Here is a 15,097-nt window from a genome sequence, read left to right on the forward strand (position 1 = left end):
GCGGTAGAAAGTCGCACCGCTGCGACCGCCCCACTGCGGTCCCTTTTGAGCGCTCATTGCGCCCGTCCCATCGGTTGCCCCATCCTGACGATCGATTCCTCGCCAAGACTCGGCTCCCAGTCGACGGTGCTCTCCGGCAATAGCAGTATGACCGTGGAGCCAAGCCGGAAACGCCCCATTTCGTCTCCCTTGTCGAACACCGGTGCCTCGTTTCGATCATAAGAGGCATGCGTTACGTTGCGTGCTCCGGGAGCGACCACCCCTGACCAGGTGGTCTCAACGCTGCCAACGATCATTGCCCCGACGAGGATCAGGGCCATTGGTCCCCAGTCAGTGTCGAATTGGGCGACGACGCGTTCGTTCCGGGCAAACAGATTGGGCACGTGCCTGGCCGTCACTGGATTGACGGAGAACAACTGGCCGGGAATGTGTGTCATGGCGGTCAGGCGGCCGGAGAGCGGCATATGAATGCGGTGGTAATCGTGCGGGGCAAGGTACAGCGTCGCGAATGCACCGTTACGGAATACCGCGCCCTCATCATCCGGCGCGCCGAGCAGTTCCGGCAGGCTGAACCACTGGCCTTTGGCCTGAAATACCCGGCCATCCTCGACGGTGCCGAGCTGGCTGACGGCGCCATCCACGGGGCTGGTCAGGACAGTGGTGTCCGGATCGACCGGACGCAGCCCGGGTTTCAGGGCCCGTGTAAAAAAGTCGTTGAAGCTGTTGTATGCGGCCGGATCCGGTTCAAGGGCCTCGTTCATGTCCACGCCGTAGCGGTGGATAAACCACTGGATCATCCGGTTTTTCAGGCCCGGCAGATTCGGGTTGTCGGCCAGCCGGCCGGCCATTCGTGACAGGGCACGTTGTGGGGCAAGGTGCTGCCCCATAACAAACAGCTTGTCCTGCATGGAGGCTCCGTATTCAGCGGTCGGGAATCGGAAAGCCGGCGAGTGCACTGATCGGTCTGGCGGGCCGGCAAAAGGCGCTTATCATAGCATGGCTGTACTGGCTGTATTGTCCGCGTCGCCCCGGGGATTGTGGTTTCGCCAGAATACCTTCGTCTTGCTATGCTGGCGGCATTCTGGCAAAAAATGGCCATCCCCTGCGACCTGCTACGGAGTTCGACACGACCGCATGGCTTTGATTCTTGGCTCAATCATCGTTATGGCCAGTGTGCTGGGTGGGTATGTGCTGTCAAAGGGACAGCTCATGGCGCTCTGGCAGCCCTACGAGGTGTTGATTATATTCGGTGCGGCGATTGGGGCGTTCATTATTTCGCACCCAATGCACCTGATCAAAGAGACGGCGGGTCGGATCATGCGACTGCTGACAGGGTCACCATTCAACAAGGCGCTCTATCTGGATCTTCTCAGTTTGTTGTATGACCTCTTTGATAAGTCTCGAAAACAGGGGGTGATGGCGATCGAGGAAGATGTTGACAATCCGGAGGGGAGTCAGATCTTCACGCGTTACCCGGCGATTCTCAAGCAGGAGGAGCTGGTGGCTTTCATTGTGGACTACATGCGCATCATCAGCTCCGGGAACATGGCGCCGCACGAGCTTGAGGGATTGATGGACAATGAGCTTGAAAAGCGCCAGAACGAATTGCATGAGCCGGGTCACGCGGTGGGCGGTGTCGCTGACGCGTTGCCCGGTCTCGGGATTGTTGCTGCTGTCCTTGGCATCGTGATCACGATGGGGCTACTGGGCGGCCCGCCCGAACAGATTGGCGTTAAAGTTGCGGCGGCGCTGGTCGGCACCTTTCTGGGGATCTTTATGGGTTATGGGTTCGTGGGGCCGACGTCAAAGGCGCTTGAGCACCAGGCTCATGAGGAGTTCGCGTCGTACGATTGCGCCAAAAACGCGATCCTCGCGACCGTGTCTGGTCAGGCACCGCAGATGGCTATTGAGTTTGGGCGTAAAGCATTGCCAACGGACATGCGCCCAGGTTTTCAGGAACTGAACGATCACGTGCGATCGAAGTAATCGTTCCGGCGACCGGTTTTTCGAACCGGGTGTGTTAATAAGGGCAGCCACTCCTGCTTCAATGACATAGGGAGTTGCCGTGGAAGAACGGCCGATTATCGTCAAGCGCGTGAAAAAGGTTTCCGGCGGTCATCACGGGGGCGCCTGGAAGGTCGCGTTTGCGGACTTTGCAACGGCGATGATGGCGTTTTTTCTGGTCCTGTGGCTGACGACGAATGCCTCCCCGGAGCAGAAAAAAGCGATCGAGGGCTATTTCAAGGATCCGGTCGGCTATATGGAGGCCGCCAGTAAGAATCCGGTGGATCTTGGTGGTAGTGCCGCCGTTGTCGACTCGACGACGCAGGACGTGGCGGACACTCAGGTTCGAATTGAAGAGCAACAGGTTGAACAGCTGGCCGACACGCTGGAGAAGCGCCAGATGCAGGAGCTTTTCCAGAATGTGAAGGAGCAGATCGAGGAAAGTGAAACGCTCCAGAAGTTCAAGGACCAGCTGATGATCGATGTTACCGACGAGGGGCTTCGCATCCAGATCGTGGATCGCTCTAAGCGTCCGATGTTCGACAGTGGCAGCGCGAAACTCAAGTATTACTCGCAGGATATTCTGTTCGAGTTGGCCAAGCCGCTGGGGGCCGTGGACAACAAGCTCAGCATTACGGGCCACACCGACAGCACACCGTTTTCGGGGCGCCCGGGCTACACCAACTGGGAACTGTCCGCAGATCGGGCCAATACAGCGCGCCGGGCGCTGGTGGCCGGCGGTGTGGCCGGCCAGCAGATTGGTCGTGTTGTCGGATTGTCGGACTCTGTGCTGTTCAATAAAGACGATCCCCAGGCACCGGTCAACCGTCGTATTTCAATCATCGTCCTGAACAAGAAGACGGCCGATGATCTCCAGACCCGCTCGGGGAATGGGTCTAAGCCGCTGATTGATCTCACCAAGCCCTCTGAGGAGCAGGCCGAGGAGCAACTCAATTCCGGTGATTGGTTCCAGACGCCTCCGGAGGCCAGTGAGGACGAGGTTAACTGGTAGCCTCGATTTCATGGCGAATGCGCTCGAAGCTGTGGGCGCGCTCCGGGCTGACCCGGCCATCTTCGAACGCCGCTTTGACGGCACATCCCGGTTCTTTTCGGTGCCGACAGTCGCGGAACCGGCATTGCGTCGTCAGCGGGCGGATCTCCCGGAATCCCCAGGTCAGGTCCGCCAGTTCCAGATGACCGAGCGCGAACTCCCGAATGCCGGGCGAGTCGATCAGGTCGCCACCAGCCGGCAGGTGGTAGAGCTGGGCCGTTGTGGTGGTATGAGTGCCGCGGCCGGTGCTGTCCGATACCGCTCCGGTGCGGATTCGGTCGTCACTGAGCAAACGACGGATCAGTGAGGATTTGCCGACCCCCGACTGGCCCGCCACGATGCTGGTATGGCCCATGAACAGGTGATGGAGCGCGGTCGCCGAATCGTTTTGTGAGGTCTGCGCGGTGTGATAGCCCAATGCCTCGTAGCGCTGGAGCAGTTGGGAAAGAGCGGGGCGGTTATCGTCAGAGATCCGGTCCGTTTTGTTCAGCAGCAGGACCGGCTCCAGGCCGACCAGTTCGGCCGCCACCAGATAGCGGTCGATGAGGTTGTCGTGGGGTTCGGGTTCGACAGCAATCATCAGGAACACCCGATCGATGTTGGCGGCGACCGGCTTGAGTCGGCCGCGTCGGTCGGGGCGTTCCAGCAGGCTTCGTCGCTCCGCCAGGGCCTCGACGACGCCATGGCCATCCTCGGTGGGGTGCCAGACAACCTCGTCTCCCGCCACCAGCGTTCCCAGGTTGGCCCGGAAATGGCAGCGATGGAGTGTGCCCAGGTCGTCTCCATCCTGGCTCTCCACTGCGACCTCGCGGCCATGGTGGGCGATGACCAGCCCGCGCCGTCCGCTGCCATCGGCCTGTCGGGCCTGTTTGCGGGCAATGCGGCGTTGCTGCTGGTGGTTGAGTCGTCGTTTGGCCATATCGTCCATCGGTGAGTGACTGCGCGCGGCCATGATAGCATCGGAGCCGTCGTTTTCATTCAAGCAGGAGATAAGCATGGCGTCCGACAAACTGGTATGGATCGACCTGGAAATGACCGGTCTGGACCCTGAGCAGGAGCGGATTATCGAGATCGCCACCATCGTGACGGATTCAGAGCTGAACACGGTGGCTGAAGGGCCGGTGCTGGCGGTTCACCAGTCCGATGAGTTGCTGGATGCCATGGACGAATGGTGCACGAAAACTCACGGAGAGAGCGGACTGACCCAGCGCGTCCGCGAGAGCCGGATCAGCGAGGCGGAGGCCGAGCAGCAGACCATTGATTTCCTGAAGCAACACCTTGAATCCGGTCAATCCCCCCTCTGCGGCAACAGCATCGGTCAGGACCGGCGCTTCCTGGTGCGTTATATGCCCAATCTTGAAGCCTTCTTTCACTACCGGAATCTGGACGTCAGCACCATCAAGGAGCTGGCCCGTCGCTGGCGGCCTGACGTGCTCAAGGGGGTCCAGAAAAAAGGCTCGCATCTGGCGCTGGATGACATCCGGGACTCCATCAACGAACTGCGCCATTATCGCGACCAGTTCTTCAACCTGACTGAGTAATCAGGCGGTCACCGGGTCAATCCCATGGCGCTTCAGTGCCCAGTGCACGTGCTCGCGAACCAGCTCTGATGGGTAGTGGGCGCGTTGCTTGAGGGCTTCGATAACCGGGATGGTGGAGGGGGCGTTGCCCAGCCCCACCGCCAGGTTGCGTAACCAGCCTTCATAGCCGGTCCGGCGGATGGCTGAGCCGGCGGTGCGATCGAGAAACGTCTCCTCACTCCATAGAAACAGCTCCGCCAGATCCGCGTTATCGAGGTTGTGCCGGGGCTGGAAGTCCGGTTCCGCGGTCGGTTTGCTGAACTTGTTCCAGGGGCAGATCAACTGGCAGTCGTCACAGCCGAACACGCGGTTGCCCATGAGGGGGCGCAGCTCTTGCGGGATTGAGCCTTTCAGCTCGATGGTCAGATAGCTGATGCAGCGTCTTGCATCCAGCCGGTGGGGGCCATCGAAGGCGTCGGTCGGGCAGATGTCGAGGCACGCGGAGCAGGAGCCGCAGTGTTCGGTCTCGAACGGCGGGTCCACCGGTAGGGGCGCGGTCGTGTAGATCTCACCAAGAAAGAAATACGAGCCGGCCCGGGGGTGTATGATCATGGTGTTCTTGCCGAACCAGCCCAGCCCGGCCCGCTGGGCGAGCGCACGCTCCATCACCGGGGCGCTGTCGACAAACGCGCGGTGTTGGTGGCCCTCCAGCTCCTCGTCGATCCAGCGTGAGAGTTTAGCCAGTCGCTTGCGCATCAGCTTGTGATAGTCCCGGCCGACGGCATAGCGCGAGACATAGGCTTTTTCACCGTCTCTCAGGATGTGGCTGGGGTTGTCCGGCGCAGGCAGGTAGTCCAGCCGTACGGAGATGACGCGCCGCGTTCCCTCCATGAGTTTTTCCGGCCGATACCGCTTGTCACCGTGCGCATCCATGAAGAAAAGCTCGCCGTGGTAACCGCGGTCCAGCCAGTCCTGGAGGTAATCACCATGGTCGCCGGTGTCCGCCTCGGTGATGCCGACGTCTTGGAACCCCAATTCGGCCGCCCAGCGGCGGATTTTTCCGGGCAAACTGTCGAGTGTTTCCGTGGGCATGGTGCGGAAATCAGGCCGGGAAATGACGCCTGCTGATCAGATTATGACCTTTGCAGGCATTTTGCTATGCTTGACAGGCATCTGGCCGATTCATTTAAACCGGATTCTGTTGATGAACCTGACCAACGCCCACAGTTTACCAGAAGCCCTTTACCGTGCGGATGCGGTGCAGGCGCTGGACCGTTGTGCCATTGAGACGCAGGGCATTGATGGCTTTGACCTGATGCACCGGGCGGCCAGGGCAGCGTTTCGCCAGTTGCTCCGCCACTGGCCCCGCGCCGCACGCGTGGCGGTGTTGTGCGGCGGTGGCAATAACGGGGGTGATGGTTATCTGGTTGCGGCCAATGCCTATCAGAAAGGGATGGCCGTCGACTGCGTCGCGGTCACCGATCCTGACCGCTTGAAGGGCGATGCCCGGCGGGCATTTGATGAAGCAACCTCCCTTGGCGTGCCGATCGAGCCGGTTGAGGCCGTGTCGGATAAGGCGCTTTTCGACCGGCTCTGCGCCAGTGACGCCATCGTCGACGCGTTGCTGGGCACCGGCATCACCGGTGCTCCGCGCGCGCCGTTTGATCGGATCATTCAGAGAGTGAACCGCGCCGGTATCGGCGTGCTCGCCGTGGATGTGCCCTCCGGGCTGAACGCGTCGACAGGCCGGGCCTCCGGCGATGTGATTCATGCGCGCGTGACGCCGACCTTTATCGGGCTCAAGGCCGGATTGATGACGGGCGACGGCCCGGATTGTGCTGGCGATGTGGTGTTCGACGACCTTGGGGTGCCCGAGGCGACCTATGATGCGGCCTCTCCGGTGGCCCGTTGTGTGAACTGGCGCCGCGCGTCGACGATGCTGTCGCCCCGCCGACGGGGTGCCCACAAGGGCGAGTGTGGTCATCTGCTGGTCGTGGCGGGTGAGCAGGGCTTGGGCGGTGCCGGTATCCTGGCGGCGGAAGCCGCTGCCCGTACCGGAGCCGGGCTGGTGACACTGGCGACGCGCCCTGAACACGTGAGTGCAGCGCTGACCCGGTGTCCGTCGCTCATGGTGCGGGGTGTCACCCATGGAAATGATCTCGGTCCCTTGTTGTCGGGGGTGGACGGTGTGGTGTTTGGCCCCGGCGCCGGTCAGGGTCCCTGGGGGCAACAGATGATGCAGCAGGTGCTCGCGCGCCCGCATCCGCTGGTGCTGGATGCGGACGCGCTGAACCTGATGGCCTCCCGGGCACCGGCCCGACGGGAGAATCAGGTTCTGACGCCCCACCCCGGCGAGGCCGCCCGGTTGTTGGGCATCACCACCTCTGAGATCGCGAATGACCGCTTGGCTGCGGCCGATCGATTGCAGGAGCGCTTCGGTGGCGTCGCTCTCCTCAAGGGGGTGGGGACTGTCGTGCAGACACGCGCCGAGAGGCCGGCTGTGATTGAGGGTGGCAATCCCGGCATGGCGACAGGCGGAATGGGCGACGTGTTGTCCGGTATCATCGGCAGCCTGCTCGTGCAGGGGTTGCCGGCGTTTGAAGCGGCCTGGCTGGGTGCCAGCCTGCATGCGGAGGCCGGGGACCGGGCCGCCCGGAAACAGGGGCAGCGAGGGCTGCTGCCAATGGATTTGATCGGTGAGCTGCCCGCCTGCCTGTCGGACAGTGAACGGGTGGGTGCGCCGGGGAGCCCGGCCGATGGAGAGGAGTGACGCTATGGGGCTGTCCCGGACGATCCGGATACCCGATGAGACCGCCACGGAACAGTTCGGGGCGCTTTTGGCCCAGTCGGCGCGGCAGCTCGAGTTCGGTGTGCTGATCTATCTGCACGGTGACCTGGGCATGGGAAAGACCACGCTCGCCCGCGGGCTGGTGCAGGGGCTCGGGCACCCGGGTAATGTGAAGAGTCCGACCTACACCCTGGTTGAACCCTACGACCTGCTGGAGCCGCCGGTCTATCACTTCGACCTGTATCGGCTGGCTGATCCCGAAGAGCTGGAGTTCATGGGCATTCGCGATTATCTGAATCAGCAGGCAATCAGTCTCGTGGAATGGCCGGAGCGTGGTGCCGGGCTATTGCCCGGAGCTGATGTGGCTATTGAATTGACGCCCGCCCGACCGGGCCGCATGCTCTCCGTCACGTCCGGCACTCAGACCGGTCAGGCGCTGGTGGCGGCTCTGTCTGAACAACTGGGCGATGGCTGGATTGACGAAACGGAGGCAACAGAATCATGAAGCGCAGAGCAGACGGTGTCGGGCGCCTTGTCGCCGCATTGGCAGGGGTGGCCGGTCTGATGCTGATGAGCCTGTCGGTTGCCGCCGGTAACGCCGTGGAAAACGCCCGCCTGTGGCCGGCTCCGGACCACACGCGCCTGGTCTTTGATCTGGAATCGGGTGTCGAACACCGGGTGTTTTCGCTTGAAAACCCGCGCCGCCTCGTCATCGATATTGAGAACGTGCGTCTGGCAGCACAACTGTCGGGGCTGGAGCTTGACGGCAGCCCCATCCGCCGGATCCGCAGTGCGCCCCGCAACGGCGACGACCTGAGGGTGGTGCTGGATCTGGACGACGCCATTGAGCCACGAAGCTTTGAATTGGAGCCGAACCAGAAGTACGGCCATCGACTGGTCGTCGATCTGATGAATAAGAACCAGTCGCCGGACCGCGCCGCCGGCCAACCCGTGATCTCCCGTGATGACAGCGGCAAACGTGACATTGTGGTGGTGATTGATGCCGGCCACGGTGGCGAGGATCCGGGCGCGATCGGTCCGTCGGGCACGCATGAAAAGGACGTCGTCCTGGAATTGGCCAAGCGCCTCAAGAACCGGATTGAGCGTGCGGAGGGCTATACGGCCCGACTGACCCGGACCGGCGATTACTACATCGGTCTCAGAAAGCGCACGGTTCTGGCGAGGGAGCATAAGGCGGACCTGTTCATATCGGTGCATGCCGATGCCTTTCGGACGTCCGCCCCCCGAGGGGCATCCGTGTTCGCCCTGTCGCGCAGTGGCGCAACATCGGAAACCGCGAAATGGCTGGCGCGACGGGAGAATCGCTCGGACCTGATCGGTGGCGCCGGCAGCCTGTCTCTGAAAGACAAGGACGACACGTTGGCCGGCGTGTTGCTGGATCTGTCCATGACAGCCAGCATCAACGCCAGCGTGGGCGTGGGTGACCATATACTGGACTCGCTGGATCACGTGACCCGGCTGCATAAATCCGGTGTTGAGCAGGCGGCATTTGCGGTGCTCAAGTCGCCGGACATTCCTTCCATACTCGTGGAAGCCGGATTTATCTCGAACCCGGAGGAAGAGCGCAAGCTGCAGCGCGCGACTTATCAGAACAAGCTCGCAGAGGCGGTGTTCAGTGGTGTTGAAAGCTACTTCCGTCGCTCTCCGCCACCGGGCACACTGCTGGCCTGGCGGCAGAATCAGGGCGGCGGTACGGATTCATACCGGGTTCGCCGTGGCGATACGCTCTCGGACCTGGCGCGGCGGAATTCGACGACTGTCAACCAGATCAAGCAGCTGAATGGTCTGAGTAGTGATCAGGTCGTGGTGGGGCAGACGCTCAAAATTCCCGCCTCATGATTCGCTGATTGCTCTGTTAGACTGTGCCTTTCGGTTTTATCGGAGAGAGGCAGCGAACACATCATGACGGCCATTCGGCAGCTCAGCCCGCGTTTGTCCAACCAGATTGCCGCCGGTGAGGTGGTGGAGCGGCCGGCCTCGGTCGTGAAAGAGCTGGTCGAGAATGCGATCGACGCCGGGGCGGACCGCGTGGACGTCGAGGTCGAGCAGGGCGGCGTCAAGCTGATTCGGGTACGCGACAATGGCCACGGTATTGCCGAAGCGGATCTGCCACTGTCATTGAGTCGCCACGCGACCAGTAAGATCAGTGATCTGGATGATCTGGAGGCGGTGCCGACCCTGGGGTTTCGGGGCGAAGCGTTGGCCAGCATCAGTTCTGTGTCGCGCCTGACGCTGACGTCCCGCACGTCGGCCTCGGAAGCGGCTTCCCGGGTCGAAGCGGAAGGTCGTGAGATGGACGCGCGCCTGTCGCCGGCGGCCCACCCGGTGGGCACCACCGTCGAGATGCGGGATCTTTTCTTCAACACCCCGGCCCGCCGCAAGTTCCTGAAAACCGAGAAAACGGAATTCGGGCACATCGAGGAGTGTCTTCGTCGTCAGGCGCTGGCCTGTTTCGAAACCGGCTTCTCCCTGCGTCACAATCAGAAGGGCATCCAGAACCTGCGACCCGCTGCAGAGCAGACGGACCGCGAGCGTCGGGTGGCGTCCCTGTGCGGTCGTCAGTTTATGGACAACGCGGTCGTCATTGATGCGGAAGCCTCCGGGTTGAGGCTTTGGGGCTGGGTGGCCCTACCCACCTTCTCGCGCAGCCAATCCGATCTGCAGTATTTCTTCGTCAACCGCCGGGTCATCCGGGACCGCCTCGTGGCCCATGCCGTGCGCCAGGCCTATCGGGATGTGCTCTACAACAACCGCCACCCTGCATTTGTTCTTTACCTGGAGCTGGACCCCGCCAACGTCGATGTGAACGTTCATCCGACCAAGCACGAGGTGCGCTTCCGGGACGGGCGACTGGTGCACGACTTCATTTTCCGGACCCTGCATCGGGCGCTGGCGGATGTGACGCCGGATGACCACCTCCATGGTGCCATGGTGGAGTCCATGAACCGGGAGCAACAGGCGGCCAGCCAGGGAATGGGGCCCGCGCCGCCCGTCATGCCCGCGAGTGGTGGCTATCCGGGGCCGGGTGCGGGATCGGGCGGCGCGGGGCAGCCCGTGGACTGGCAGGCCAGCGACCAGATGGCGTTCTATCAGTCGCTCAACAGCGGCGGCGGTACCGCGCCGACGGCCGGCCCGGGCGCGGGGCAGGCAGGGTCGGCGCCAATGGCGGCCATGCCTGCAGCGGCGCCGGCACCGCACGAAGGCTCTGAGCCGCCGTTGGGGTATGCGATCGCCCAGCTCCACGGTATCTATATTCTGGCGCAAAGCAGCCGTGGAATGGTGGTTGTGGACATGCACGCCGCTCACGAGCGCATCACCTATGAGCGCATGAAGCAGGCGCTGGAGGCGGAGAACCTGCGCAGCCAGCCATTGCTGGTCCCCTTGACACTGGCCGTGAGTCAGCGGGAAGCGAGCGTTGCGGAAAGCCACGATGCGGATCTGCGCACGCTGGGTCTGCAGGTTGAACGCATGGGTCCGGAAACCCTGGTGGTTCGTCAGGTGCCCGCGCTGTTAAGGGAGGCGGATACGGAGCAACTGGTGCGCGATGTCGTATCGGATCTCATGACGCATGGGCGGTCTGATCGGGTCGAAGCCCGCATCTGGGAGCTGCTCAGCACCATGGCCTGTCATGGCTCGGTGCGGGCCAACCACGCGCTGACCATTCCGGAAATGAATCAGCTTTTGAGGGACATGGAAGCGACTGAGCGCAGTGGCCAGTGCAACCACGGTCGCCCCACCTGGACCGTCATGACGCTCAGTGAGCTGGACAAGCTGTTCATGCGTGGTCAATAACGCAATGAGGAATGACGCCGCGCCGCCCGCGATTTTCCTCATGGGGCCAACCGCCTCTGGCAAGACCGATCTGGCGCTGAGTCTGTGCGAGCGATTGCCCTGCGATATCATCAGTGTGGATTCAGCGATGATTTACCGGGGGATGGACATCGGGACAGCCAAACCCTCGGCGGAAGAACTGGCGAGAGCGCCGCATCGTCTGATCGATATCTGCGATCCGGCCGAGACCTATTCGGCTGCCGACTTCCGGGACGATGCGCTGGTGCTCATGGACGATATTTCCCATCGCGGACGGATTCCGCTGCTTGTCGGCGGCACCATGATGTACTACCGGGCGCTGCTGCTCGGGCTGTCGGATCTGCCCCCTGCCGACCCGGCTGTTCGCCGGGAACTGGAGCAGGAGGCCGACGAGCTCGGCTGGGCGGCGCTTCACAGGCGGTTGCAGTCGCAGGACCCGGTGGCCGCTGAACGCATCCATCCGAACAACCGCCAGCGCCTGACGCGGGCCCTGGAAGTCATCCGTCTGACCGGTCGCCCGATTTCCGACGCCTGGGCATCGCCCTCATCCGAGGGCGTGGATTCCACGTATTCAACCCGGTGGCAGGCAGACGGGAGGCATGCTCTGCCGTATAATCCCGTCCAACTGGCCGTTGCGCCCGCCAGCCGTCCGGTGTTGCATGAGCGTATTGCCCATCGCTTCGAGCGGATGCTGGAACTTGGGTTCGTTGATGAGGTCAGAGCGTTGTACGAGCGACCGGATCTGTCCCCGGCGCTGCCGTCGGTCCGGTGTGTCGGCTATCGACAGGCCTGGTCCTGGCTGGCGGGAGAGGTCGACTACCCGACGTTCGTTGAGCGGGGTAAGGCCGCCACCCGTCAACTCGCCAAGCGGCAGCTGACGTGGTTGCGCAAATGGCCGGATCTTCACTGGCTGGACGCCCAGTCGCCGGACCCGACGCTGGACGCCTTGAAAATCCTGGGGTCCCGCACCATCTTTAACGAGTAGACGATGTATTTCAGACGATCTGCTATTAAAAAAGAACAGGAGAATAAATAATGTCAAAAGGGCAATCCCTACAAGACCCTTACCTCAATCAGCTGCGCAAGGAGCGCATCCCCGTTTCAATCTTTCTGGTGAATGGCATCAAGCTGCAGGGCCAGGTGGAATCATTCGACCAGTTTGTCATTCTGCTCAAGAATACGGTGAGCCAGATGGTGTACAAGCACGCCATTTCCACGGTCGTGCCGGCCCGGAATGTCCGGGTGCAGCAGAACCCCGGTGAGCCGGAACCGGAGGAGTAACTCTTTTTTGTTTGAACGACCCGATGTCGGTGAGCGGGCCGTTGTTGTCCACGTCGATTTTTCGTCGCAGGGGGATTCGGAAGATCTCGGTGAGTTCCGGGATCTGGTCCACTCAGCGGGTGTCGAGGTGGTGGCCACGGTTACCGGCAGCCGAAATCAGCCCAGCCCACGGCTGTTCATTGGACGGGGCAAGCTGGAAGAAGTCCGTGACGCGATTCGCGAGACCGGCGCCGACGTGGTGCTGTTCAACCACGCCCTCAGTCCGAGTCAGGAACGCAATGTTGAGCGCGAGGTCCGGTGCCGGGTCCTCGACCGCATCGGCGTAATCCTCGATATTTTTGCTCAGCGGGCCCGGACCCATGAGGGGAAACTGCAGGTGGAGCTGGCGCAGCTTGATCACATGGCCACGCGCCTGGTCCGGGGCTGGACCCACCTTGAACGTCAGTCCGGTGGTATCGGGACGCGGGGGCCGGGCGAAACCCAGCTGGAAACGGACCGTCGCCTTCTCAGGGCGCGGATCAAGAAGATTCACAATCGCCTGGAGAAGGTCCGTAAGCAGCGTGATCAGGGGCGCCGGGCGCGTCAGCGCGCCGACATCCCGACAGTCTCGTTGGTGGGCTATACCAACGCGGGCAAGTCGACGCTGTTCAACACGATTACCACGTCGGGCGTTTATGCCGCCGATCAGCTGTTTGCGACCCTGGATCCCACCATGCGGCGGCTCGAACTGCCGGACGTCGGGCCAACGGTGCTCGCCGACACGGTCGGTTTTATTCGCCATCTTCCGCACCGGCTGGTCGAGGCCTTTCGTGCCACACTGGAAGAGACGGTTCAGGCCTCTCTGCTGCTCCATGTGGTGGATTGTTCCAGCGAGCACCGTGACGAGAACATGATCCAGGTTGACAGCGTTCTGGAGGAAATTGGCGCCGAGGATGTGCCGGTTCTGGAGGTGTTCAACAAGATCGATCTGCTCGACGACTTCTCACCCCGTGTTGATCGTGATGAAAACGGCGTGCCGGTTCGCGTCTGGGTGTCCGGTCAGACTGGGGCCGGGCTGGACCAGTTGATCGATGCGGTTGTGGAGCGGGTTTCCGAGGATGTCCTGCACCAGTCCGTGGTGCTGGGCCCAACCGATGGCAAGCTTCGGGCGCTTCTGCATCAGGCCGGCTCTGTCGTGGATGAGCAGTACCGCGATAATGGTGATGCCGTTATGGAAGTGCGCCTTCAATCCCGGGACTGGTACCAGTTGCTGAGCCGGGCGGGCGTCGAAGCCAGCGCGGTCAGGCTGGCGGAGAACGGACACTGATGCCCCCGCATTCGAAGCGGTTTATGGACCGCGAGGGACTTGCATGCGGCCGGGCTTGTTCAGCAAGGCTTTAGTCCCTAGTATTTGCACCCATTCGACACCTTTTGACGGAGACTGTTATGGCCTGGAATGAACCGGGTGGCAACCGTAACGATAATGACCCCTGGGGGACCGGGGGCGGTCGCGGCGGTGATCAGGGACCGCCGGATCTGGATGAGGCGCTGCGCAAAGGCCTCGACAAACTGAATCAGTTCCTTGGGGGGCGCAAAAGCGGTAGTGGCGGTGGTTCCGGTGGGGGAAGCAACGCCGGTTTTGGCGCCATCCTGGCGATTGCCATCATTGTTGTGATCGGTCTGCTTGGCTGGCAGTCGTTTTATACGGTGGACGAGCAGGAGCGCGCGGTCGTACTGCGTTTCGGTGAATACCACGAGACAAAGAATCCCGGCCTTCAGTTCAAACTGCCCATCATTGATAGCACCCGCCTGGTGCGCGTCACGAACGTCCGGACGGCGGAATCCACCGGTCAGATGCTGACTCAGGACGAGAACCTGGTTTCTGTCGATCTGCAGGTTCAGTACCGCGTCTCGAACGCCCGGGACTATGTGATCAATGTGCGCGACTCGAACCAGGCGCTGGCGTTTGCAACGGACAGCGCGCTGCGCCATGAGGTTGGCAGCTCCACGCTTGACCAGGTGCTGACCGAGGGGCGTGCCGCTTTGGCGATCAACGTCGAGCAGCGGCTCCAGACGTTCCTGGAGGAATACGGCACCGGTCTGCAGATCGTGAAGGTCAACGTCGAGAGCACGCAGCCGCCCTCGGCCGTGCAGGATGCCTTCCGTGAAGTCCAGCGTGCCAAAGAGGATGAACAGCGACTCGTTGAGGAAGCCGAAACGTACCGTAACAAGGTGGTTCCGGAAGCCCGTGGTCGTGCCCAGCGTCTGCTGGAAGAGGCCCAGGCCTACAAGGAAGAGGTGATCCAGCGCGCCCAGGGTGAAACGGCCCGCTTTACCGAATTGCTCAACGTGTACAAGAGCGCACCGACGGTGACGCGACAGCGCATGTACATCGACACCATGCAGAATGTTCTGTCCAGCTCCAGCAAGATCATGGTGGACAGCAAGAACAGCGACAACATGATGTACCTGCCGCTGGATCGACTGATGAAGGGCGGGGGAGCCGTCAGTCAGAGCAGCAGTGGCTCTGGCAGCGCCTCAGGCAGCCGCTCCGGTAACCAGCCCGACATCAAGAGCCTGACGGATCAGGTGATTCAGGAGATCCGCCAGCGTAATAATTCCAGCACTCGGAGGGGGCGTTAA

General features: G+C 62.0%; 14 protein-coding genes. 11 read left to right on the plus strand and 3 right to left on the minus strand.

Annotated features, from left to right (window positions below; genetic code table 11):
* Window positions 1–53: 53 nt before the first annotated feature.
* Entirely contained in the window at window positions 54–908 is an 855-nt protein-coding gene (asd, locus tag C8D92_RS12360; protein WP_095610503.1) for an archaetidylserine decarboxylase, read from the minus strand.
* A 226-nt stretch (window positions 909–1,134) separates the two neighbouring features.
* On the opposite strand from asd, the gene motA reads away from it, so the two are divergent.
* The gene (motA, locus tag C8D92_RS12365) at window positions 1,135–1,986 is read left to right on the plus strand and encodes a flagellar motor stator protein MotA (protein WP_095610504.1); all 852 of its coding nucleotides are present in this window, start codon (window positions 1,135–1,137) and stop codon (window positions 1,984–1,986) included.
* A gap of 79 nt (window positions 1,987–2,065) precedes the next feature.
* Entirely contained in the window at window positions 2,066–3,016 is a 951-nt protein-coding gene (gene motB / locus C8D92_RS12370; RefSeq protein WP_095610505.1) for a flagellar motor protein MotB, read from the plus strand.
* Here the strand turns inward: motB and rsgA are convergent.
* Window positions 3,006–4,007: a small ribosomal subunit biogenesis GTPase RsgA gene (gene rsgA, locus C8D92_RS12375; protein ID WP_341477032.1), complete on the minus strand. Its 1,002-nt coding sequence runs from the start codon at window positions 4,005–4,007 to the stop codon at window positions 3,006–3,008. The genes motB and rsgA overlap by 11 nt on opposite strands.
* Before the next feature lie 43 nt (window positions 4,008–4,050).
* Between rsgA and orn the strand changes: the two genes are divergently transcribed.
* The gene (gene orn / locus C8D92_RS12380; RefSeq protein WP_095610506.1) at window positions 4,051–4,596 is read left to right on the plus strand and encodes an oligoribonuclease; all 546 of its coding nucleotides are present in this window, start codon (window positions 4,051–4,053) and stop codon (window positions 4,594–4,596) included.
* Here the strand turns inward: orn and queG are convergent, their stop codons facing one another.
* On the minus strand, window positions 4,597–5,667 hold the full coding sequence (gene queG, locus C8D92_RS12385; RefSeq protein ID WP_116919532.1) for a tRNA epoxyqueuosine(34) reductase QueG: 1,071 nt from the start codon (window positions 5,665–5,667) through the stop codon (window positions 4,597–4,599).
* Between the two features lie 112 nt (window positions 5,668–5,779).
* Between queG and C8D92_RS12390 the strand changes: the two genes are divergently transcribed.
* The 8 genes from C8D92_RS12390 (at window position 5,780) to hflK (ending at window position 15,097) form a co-directional block, all read left to right on the plus strand.
* Window positions 5,780–7,345 carry an NAD(P)H-hydrate dehydratase gene (locus C8D92_RS12390; protein ID WP_116919533.1) on the plus strand — a complete coding sequence of 522 codons (1,566 nt, stop codon included), beginning with the start codon at window positions 5,780–5,782 and terminating at the stop codon, window positions 7,343–7,345.
* 4 nt (window positions 7,346–7,349) lie between these two features.
* On the plus strand, window positions 7,350–7,868 hold the full coding sequence (gene tsaE, locus C8D92_RS12395; protein ID WP_116919534.1) for a tRNA (adenosine(37)-N6)-threonylcarbamoyltransferase complex ATPase subunit type 1 TsaE: 519 nt from the start codon (window positions 7,350–7,352) through the stop codon (window positions 7,866–7,868).
* A complete protein-coding gene (locus C8D92_RS12400; RefSeq protein WP_116919535.1) occupies window positions 7,865–9,223 on the plus strand; it encodes an N-acetylmuramoyl-L-alanine amidase in 1,359 nt (452 codons plus the stop codon). The genes tsaE and C8D92_RS12400 overlap by 4 nt, the downstream gene beginning before the upstream one ends.
* 63 nt (window positions 9,224–9,286) lie before the next feature.
* Complete coding sequence (mutL, locus tag C8D92_RS12405; protein ID WP_116919536.1) at window positions 9,287–11,176, plus strand: DNA mismatch repair endonuclease MutL; 1,890 nt, start codon at window positions 9,287–9,289, stop codon at window positions 11,174–11,176.
* Window positions 11,177–11,180: 4 nt separating this feature from the next.
* The gene (miaA, locus tag C8D92_RS12410) at window positions 11,181–12,179 is read left to right on the plus strand and encodes a tRNA (adenosine(37)-N6)-dimethylallyltransferase MiaA (RefSeq protein WP_095612051.1); all 999 of its coding nucleotides are present in this window, start codon (window positions 11,181–11,183) and stop codon (window positions 12,177–12,179) included.
* 50 nt (window positions 12,180–12,229) lie between these two features.
* Window positions 12,230–12,475 (plus strand): RNA chaperone Hfq, encoded by a 246-nt coding sequence (gene hfq, locus C8D92_RS12415; RefSeq protein WP_095612052.1) that lies wholly within the window; start codon window positions 12,230–12,232, stop codon window positions 12,473–12,475.
* Window positions 12,476–12,482: 7 nt separating this feature from the next.
* On the plus strand, window positions 12,483–13,781 hold the full coding sequence (gene hflX, locus C8D92_RS12420; RefSeq protein WP_095612053.1) for a ribosome rescue GTPase HflX: 1,299 nt from the start codon (window positions 12,483–12,485) through the stop codon (window positions 13,779–13,781).
* Window positions 13,782–13,900: 119 nt separating this feature from the next.
* Window positions 13,901–15,097: an FtsH protease activity modulator HflK gene (gene hflK / locus C8D92_RS12425; protein ID WP_095612054.1), complete on the plus strand. Its 1,197-nt coding sequence runs from the start codon at window positions 13,901–13,903 to the stop codon at window positions 15,095–15,097.

It is taken from the genome of Tamilnaduibacter salinus, assembly GCF_003096655.1.
GTDB lineage: Bacteria > Pseudomonadota > Gammaproteobacteria > Pseudomonadales > Oleiphilaceae > Tamilnaduibacter > Tamilnaduibacter salinus.

Bases quoted from the DNA above. Each gene is read 5' to 3' on its own strand.
- hfq (WP_095612052.1), top strand. From the start codon at position 12,230: ATGTCAAAAGGGCAATCCCTACAAGACCCTTACCTCAATCAGCTGCGC.
- C8D92_RS12400 (WP_116919535.1), top strand. From the start codon at position 7,865: ATGAAGCGCAGAGCAGACGGTGTCGGGCGCCTTGTCGCCGCATTGGCA.
- hflK (WP_095612054.1), top strand. From the start codon at position 13,901: ATGGCCTGGAATGAACCGGGTGGCAACCGTAACGATAATGACCCCTGG.
- tsaE (WP_116919534.1), top strand. From the start codon at position 7,350: ATGGGGCTGTCCCGGACGATCCGGATACCCGATGAGACCGCCACGGAA.
- mutL (WP_116919536.1), top strand. From the start codon at position 9,287: ATGACGGCCATTCGGCAGCTCAGCCCGCGTTTGTCCAACCAGATTGCC.
- motA (WP_095610504.1), top strand. From the start codon at position 1,135: ATGGCTTTGATTCTTGGCTCAATCATCGTTATGGCCAGTGTGCTGGGT.
- miaA (WP_095612051.1), top strand. From the start codon at position 11,181: ATGAGGAATGACGCCGCGCCGCCCGCGATTTTCCTCATGGGGCCAACC.
- C8D92_RS12390 (WP_116919533.1), top strand. From the start codon at position 5,780: ATGAACCTGACCAACGCCCACAGTTTACCAGAAGCCCTTTACCGTGCG.
- asd (WP_095610503.1), bottom strand. From the start codon at position 908: ATGCAGGACAAGCTGTTTGTTATGGGGCAGCACCTTGCCCCACAACGT.
- rsgA (WP_341477032.1), bottom strand. From the start codon at position 4,007: ATGGCCGCGCGCAGTCACTCACCGATGGACGATATGGCCAAACGACGA.
- queG (WP_116919532.1), bottom strand. From the start codon at position 5,667: ATGCCCACGGAAACACTCGACAGTTTGCCCGGAAAAATCCGCCGCTGG.
- orn (WP_095610506.1), top strand. From the start codon at position 4,051: ATGGCGTCCGACAAACTGGTATGGATCGACCTGGAAATGACCGGTCTG.